The organism is Lacticaseibacillus camelliae DSM 22697 = JCM 13995 (genome assembly GCF_001311195.1).
Classification (GTDB): Bacteria; Bacillota; Bacilli; order Lactobacillales; family Lactobacillaceae; genus Lacticaseibacillus; species Lacticaseibacillus camelliae.
Genome location: NZ_BBAJ01000111.1, coordinates 1 through 5,534 on the forward strand (window position 1 = coordinate 1; position 5,534 = coordinate 5,534).

Below are 5,534 nucleotides of genomic sequence, written 5' to 3' on the forward strand. Positions count from 1 at the left end.
CACCGGCAGTGCTGGCAAATCTGCAGCCGGCTCCGGATCCATCACTGCAGGTGGGCCGCTAGTGCACAATGGATGATTCACTCCTAGCGACGGCCACCGTGCTCTTACCGTTCAATGATGACACGGATTATTTTATGCTAAATAATAACTTTACTAGCGGATGGGTGATTGATTGACTATCAATAATTTACTGTTTTAGTCTTAAGACGTGATCAGCAGGATTTTTTTAGGCCGTTTCATTACGCTTCTGTCGGTGTTAAGTCAGTGCCCGGCGCGGCAGCAGCCAGGCCAAAGGAGGAATCATCACATGGCTGATTCGAAAAAAAGTTGGCGTCTCGGGCATCATCGAAAAATATCTGATGCCAGTCGCCACCACGCTTAGTCGCTTCAAACCCCTCATTGCGATTCGGGATGGGATCACGACCACGATCCCGTTGATCATTGTCGGTTCATTCTTCATGATCCTGGCCAATTTCCCAGTTGCGGCCTGGACCGCCTGGATCGGCAGCGTCAGCATGCACGGCGTCGCGCTGCTATCGATTTTTACCAAGATCACGAATGGGTCGTTCGGGCTGCTGGGCCTGATCGGGTGCTTCGGGATCGCGTCCAGCTATGCCGAGCAATTTCACACGGATGGTAAATCGGCCGGCATCATTGCCGTCGCGTCCTATTTCGTCGTCACCCCCAGCATTTTCACTGGGGGCAAGGCGCCGGCTGAAGCATGCCATACGACTTTCTGGGTTCCAAGGGCCTGTTTGTCGGCATCATCATCGGCCTGCTCGCCGGCGGCATTTTCCAGTGGTTCATCAACCACGACGTGCAGATCCACATGCCTGATTCCGTACCGCCGGCCATTGGTAAAAGCTTCTCCGCGCTGATCCCAGCTTTGCCATTATCACCTTATTCGGCGCCGTTTACGCCCTGTTTTCCTGGACGGGGTTGGGCAACATTCATCTGCTGATCATGCACATTTTGTCGAAGCCTTTGGGCCTGCTCGGCGACACGCTGGGCGGCACCTTGGTCATCACCTTCCTGAACAGCGCCTTTTGGTTCGTCGGCATTCACGGGGCCAACGTGGTCAACAACATGATCCAGCCGGTCTGGCTGATGAACTCCGGGGCCAACCTGAAGTTGGCGCAGGCCGGCAAGCTCACCCTGGGCCACGGGGCTCACATCATCACCGAACCATTCATTGATAACTTCGTCTTCATGGGCGGCGGCGGGGCGACCCTGGGGCTAGTCCTCGGCATCGGGATCTTGGTGCTGATGCACCGCGCCAGCAAGCAGCTGGAGACCCTGGCGCCGCTCACCATCGTCCCTGGCCTGTTCAACATCAACGAGCCGACCATGTTCGGGATGCCGATTGTCTTAAACATGACGCTGATCATCCCCTTCATCCTGGCCCCGATGTGGAACACGCTGACGACCTACATCGTCATGGCCACCGGCCTGGTGCCGCTGACCACCGGGACCATGGTGTCCTGGACCATGCCACCGATCATCTCGGGCTTTCTGACCACCAACAGTTTTACCGGTTCGCTGATCCAGATTTTTAACATCGTGATCGACACGCTGATCTACCTGCCATTCCTGCTGGTCGTCAACAAGTCGCAGAAAACCGAGGAAGCGGGCCAAGCTGACGAACAGGCCGCCTGATCGAGGCGACTTTGCCCACTGAATTAAAAAAAGCGAGTATGCTCTCGCTAGTTCACCGCCGTCGATGACGTTAACCCGCGCACACCCGCTTTTTTTGCTGCGTAAGTTTCAACACCACCGCCGCGGCGTCAGATCTCGCCCAGCAGCTGGTAAGCGACCGCCAGCATGCCGCCACCGATGGCCCCGTCTTGCGGGCCAAACGGCTTAACAGTGACATTTTGCGGCTGCACCGAGGTCAGCTGAAACTGGTTAGCCACCAGCGTTTTTTGAAACAGGGCCAGCAGCTGCGGCTGGTCAAACAATTGGCCGTGCAAAATGATGCGGTTGGCGTCGATCACCAGGGCCAGGGTGTTCAGCGTCACCGCCAGCGACTCGATGGCGCTTCGCAGCATGGTGACCACGCCCTGATCACCCATTTGAAACGCCTTGAAAACCGTCTCCATATGGATGTCTTCAGGCCGCGCGACCAACTGACGCAGGTATGTCGCGTTGGCATTTTCGTAAAGCAACTTGGCCTTTTTGACCAGCCATTCATGGCTCGCCGTCGTCTGCAAACAGCCGCGCCGGCCGCAGTCGCAAAGCTCCCCGTTGGGATCGACAATGATGTGCGCAATTTCGCCGTTGACGAAATTCTTGTAGCCATAGAGGTGCCCATCATGGATGGTGGAGCAGAAAATGCCGCGCGCCACGTGAAGGTACGTGAAGTTGGTGCCGCTTTTATCCGGACCAATCAACTGCTCGGCCACGGTTTCGCAGTGGACATTGTTCTCATAGTAAACGGGCAGCGGCTTGAACGCTTCATTGAAGGGCCGCAAGCTGACGTGCTTCCACGTCGGATTGGCCGACACCACGATTTCCTGGTCCGCCAAGTAGTGGCCCGGGACCGCCACGCCGATCGCCGTGATGGGCAAGTCCTGATGGGCATTAAGGAAGTCCTTGATGTCCGTCACGATCGCCGGCACGGCAAGAAAGTGTAAGTCGTAATCGCGCGCGGTCTGGCGCTTGCGGGAGGCGTATACCTGACCGCAGCGGTCAATGATGCACAGCGTGTAGCTGGAAGCCGTCAGTTCAACGCCGAGCACCTTCGGCCCACCCGGCGCCACTTCCAACAGGATCTTGCGCCGGCCGGATTGATGCTGGGCGGCCGCTGCCCCACTTTCCCGGATCACCCCAGCTGCCAGCAGCTGCGCGGTCACGGCACTGGTCGTTGCCGGCGTGATGCCGGTCAGCCGCACGATGTCACTGCGGGAAATCGGTCCTCTAGTGTAGAGCTGCTTGAGGATCTGCTGCTGCAACTGTGTTTGCCTTTTCGTCATGGTAATCATCCTTTCCCCAAACTTATTATAGCATTTAATTATAAATAATAATATTAAAACACCATATTTGGGCTTGTAAGCGGTTGACTATTTATAATTTGTTGCTTATTGTAAAAGAGTAATCAGCAGCGGCCAACTCGGACGGACCGCCGTCTGATGACTCATGCCATTATTTTTGGGCAAGCACGTGACGCTGTCACGTGCACAAAGGAGGACTTACACATGGCTGATTCAAAGCAAGGCGGCTTCAACGGTGTCATTGAAAAGTACCTGATGCCGGTCGCCACCAAATTAGCACAATTCAAACCACTGATCGCCATTCGTGATGGGATCACCGTCACCATGCCGCTGATCATCGTGGGCTCATTCTTCATGATCCTGGCGAATTTCCCAGTGGCCGCTTGGACCGCGTGGATCGGCGCCGTCGCCGTGCACGGCGTGACGCTACTGTCGGTTTTTACTAAGATCACAAACGGGTCGTTCGGTCTGCTGGGCTTGATCGGGTGCTTCGGCATCGCGGCCAGCTACGCCGAACAGCACAAGACGGATGGTAAATCCGCCGGCATCATTGCCGTTGCTTCATACTTTGTCGTGACCCCCAGCATTTTCACCGGGGCCAAGGTGCCAGCTGAAGGCATGCCATACGACTTTCTGGGCTCCAAGGGCCTGTTCGTCGGCATTATCATCGGCCTGGTCACTGGCGGCGTATTCCAGTGGTTCATCAACCACGACATTCAGGTCCACATGCCTGATACCGTTCCGCCGGCTATCGGCAAGAGCTTCTCGGCGCTGATCCCGGGCTTTGCGATCATCACGTTCTGGGGCGCAATTTACGCCATCTTCGCCTGGACCGGGTTAGGCAATATTCACCTGCTGATCATGAACATTCTGTCTAAGCCGCTGGGCCTGCTTGGCGACACGCTGGGCGGCACGTTAGTCGTCACCTTCCTGAACAGTGCCTTCTGGTTCGTCGGGATCCACGGCGCCAACGTTGTCGACAACATCTTCCAACCGATCTGGCTGATGAACTCCGGGGCCAACCTCAAGCTGGCCCAGGCCGGCAAGTTGACTCTGGCTCATGGCGCGCACATCATCACCGAGCCGTTTGTTGATAACTTCGTCTTCATGGGCGGCGGCGGTGCCACCATCGGCTTAGTCCTAGGGATTGGGATCTTGGTGCTGATGCACCGCTCAAGCAAGCAGTTGGAAACGCTGGCGCCTTTGACCATTGTCCCTGGTTTATTCAACATTAACGAACCGACCATGTTCGGCATGCCGATCGTGCTTAACACGACCTTGATCATCCCCTTCATCCTCGCGCCGATGTGGAATACCATTATCACCTACTTTGCGATGGCATCCGGCCTTGTCCCGTTGACCACTGGCACCATGGTTTCTTGGACCATGCCACCAATCATCTCAGGGTTTCTGACCACCAACAGCTTCGCCGGGTCGCTCGTCCAGCTGTTTAACATCGTCATCGATATTCTGATTTACCTGCCGTTCCTGTTCGTTGTCAACCGGACGCAAAAGACCCAAGAAGCCGGCGAAGCAGCGAAGCAGGCCGCGTAAATCTTGCTTAATTTGAAAGGAGTTTCTCATGGTTAAACGTTTGATCAGTACCACCACCAGCGAAGTCCTCGCCATGAACGGGGCCGAGCTCAAGCAAAGCATCAAGCCTCTGAAGGCCGCACCGTATTGTCCGAAAATGTCGTGCTCACCCCACCGCAAGACGGCATCACGTACTCCGAAGTTGCCGCCGCATTTGGCGCCGACCTGATCCTGCTTAACGGCATGGACGTCCTGAATCCCATCATTCTGGGCCTCTATCCCGGCGAAAATGACCTCTCAACCGCCAAGCCGCGCCACGACGGCGAAAGCATTCACCGCCTGCAAAAACTGGTCGGCCGCCCGATTGGCGTCAACCTGGAGCCGGTCGACCCGAACGCCGACATGGCTGAAACCCGGCTGGTCATCCCCGAGGGCCGCATGGCTTCCGAGAAAACCCTGACGGAGGTTCAGCGCCTGGGCTTCAACTTTGTCTGCCTGACCGGCAATCCTGGCACTGGCGTCACCAACGCCCAGATCGCCGCGAACATCAAGGTCGCCAAGAAAGTCTTCAAGGGCCTGATCATTGCCGGCAAGATGCACGGTGCCGGCGTCAACGAGCCGGTCGTTTCAGTGGAAGCCACCCAGTCCTTCCTGGACGCCGGCGCCGACGTCATTCTGGTGCCTGCAGTCGGCACCGTGCCAGGTCTGGACGACGACGAGATCAAGAAGATCGTCAAGCTCGCCCACGCCAATGGTGCGCTGGTCATGAGCACCATCGGGACCTCACAGGAAGGTTCCGGCGCCAGCTACATTGAGTCCGTGGCGATTCGCAACAAGATTGACGGGGTCGACATCCAGCACATTGGCGATGCCGGTTGGGGCGTCGTACCGCCAACCGAGACCATTTATCCGCTGAGCAAGGCGATCCGTGGCACGCGGCACGCCATTGCTCGCATGGCCCGGTCGATCAACCGTTAATCCAAACTTCTCATCAGACAGCGACGCAATCAA

General features: G+C 56.7%; 2 protein-coding genes and 2 pseudogenes. 3 read left to right on the forward strand and 1 reads right to left on the reverse strand.

From position 1 onward, the window contains the following. The first annotated feature begins 359 nt into the window (after window positions 1-359). A pseudogene (locus JCM13995_RS12670) lies at window positions 360-1,656 on the forward strand (PTS sugar transporter subunit IIC). A gap of 128 nt (window positions 1,657-1,784) precedes the next feature. Here the strand turns inward: JCM13995_RS12670 and JCM13995_RS12675 are convergent. Next, window positions 1,785-2,972: an ROK family transcriptional regulator gene (locus JCM13995_RS12675; RefSeq protein WP_054666243.1), complete on the reverse strand. Its 1,188-nt coding sequence runs from the start codon at window positions 2,970-2,972 to the stop codon at window positions 1,785-1,787. A gap of 222 nt (window positions 2,973-3,194) precedes the next feature. Between JCM13995_RS12675 and JCM13995_RS12680 the strand changes: the two genes are divergently transcribed. Both JCM13995_RS12680 and JCM13995_RS12685 read left to right on the forward strand, forming a co-directional pair. Then, the gene (locus tag JCM13995_RS12680; protein ID WP_054666246.1) at window positions 3,195-4,544 is read left to right on the forward strand and encodes a PTS sugar transporter subunit IIC; all 1,350 of its coding nucleotides are present in this window, start codon (window positions 3,195-3,197) and stop codon (window positions 4,542-4,544) included. 28 nt (window positions 4,545-4,572) lie between these two features. Beyond that, window positions 4,573-5,501, forward strand: a pseudogene (locus JCM13995_RS12685) (DUF7916 family protein). Window positions 5,502-5,534: the final 33 nt, after the last annotated feature.